Here is a 1258-nt window from a genome sequence, read left to right as displayed (position 1 = left end):
TTGATGTTCCCCGGGTTTCTCGGAGCCGTGTTGGTTGGCGTCAGGCTGCGGATAGGGCGATCGGGTGGAGCTTCTCATACTCGATCGGGGTGAGCATGCCCAGTGAGCTATGGCGGCGTTGTCGGTTGTGGAAAATCTCCAGGTACTCGAAGATCGCGTTGGCCAGTTCGATGCGGGTGCGCCACTTCCGCCGGTTGAGTAGTTCGGTCTGCATGCGGCCCCAGAACGACTCGATCATGCCGTTGTCGTAGCAGTCGCCGATGGATCCCATTGAGGGTGCCAGGCCAGATTCCTGGACTCGGCGGGTGAAGGCCCATGAGGTGAACTGCACTCCGTGGTCGGAGTGGATCACGGTGCCGGACGGTTGGCGGTTGCTGATGGCCATGCTCAGGGCGTTGGTCACCAGCGTGGCTGTCTGCGTGGCATCGATGGACCAGCCGACGACTTTGCGGGAGAAGGTGTCCAGCACGACCGCGCAGTACACCTTGCCCTCGCGGGTCGGGTGCTCGGTGATGTCGGTGACCCACAACTGGTTCGGCGACGATCTGGCGAAGTCGCGGTTGACCAGATCACTGGCAGTCGGCGTCTGGTGCTTCGGCCGGGGACGGCGACTACCGGGCAGGCCGTGGATGCCGGCACGGCGCATCAGCATCTCCACCGCGTGATAGCCCACGACGAGTCCGCGGCCCATCCGCAGTTCGGCGTGCACCCGGCGGGAACCGTACGTGCCGCGGGATGCCACATGCACCGCGCGGATCTGTTCGGTCAACCACGCGTGACGCAGCGCCCGCTGCGATGGTGGTCGGTTGCGCCAGGCGTAGTACCCCGACGCCGAGACCACGAGCACGCGGCAGCAGATCTCGACGGGGAGTCCCTCAGCGGCCATCCGGTGGATGACCGCGTACCGGTCTTTTGGGGGCACCACCTCCTTGAGCAGTTCAGCCGCGCGGCGATGCACCGCCAACTCAGTCTCCAACTCGGCGATACGCCGTCGAGCCGCGACCAGCTCAACCTGGTCGGCAGAGGTGACACCCGGCATCTGGCCGGTGTCGATCAGCTCCTGGCGGCGCCAGTTGTAGATCGTCTGATCGCTGATCTCCAAGTCCCGGACCAACTCCGCGACAGACCGGCCGGCCTTGAGCAGATCGAGGACCTTGCGACGAAACTCCGGTGGGTATCTCCTCGGCACGTCTCTCCTCAACGAGCGACGAGCCTGACGAGTCAACCAACCCGACTCCACCGAACCCGGGGAACATCA

The 1258-nt window shown here is 64.8% G+C and carries 1 protein-coding gene; it reads right to left on the bottom strand.

From position 1 onward, the window contains the following. Positions 1-40: 40 nt before the first annotated feature. Positions 41-1189, bottom strand: a complete 1149-nt coding sequence (locus tag KBX50_RS32505) for an IS3 family transposase (protein WP_210941662.1) — start codon at positions 1187-1189, stop codon at positions 41-43. Between the last annotated feature and the right edge of the window lie 69 nt (positions 1190-1258).

The organism is Micromonospora sp. C51 (assembly GCF_018070435.1).
In the GTDB taxonomy this organism is placed as follows: Bacteria; Actinomycetota; Actinomycetes; order Mycobacteriales; family Micromonosporaceae; genus Micromonospora; species Micromonospora sediminimaris.
This window is presented reverse-complemented; position numbering and strand designations above follow the sequence as displayed.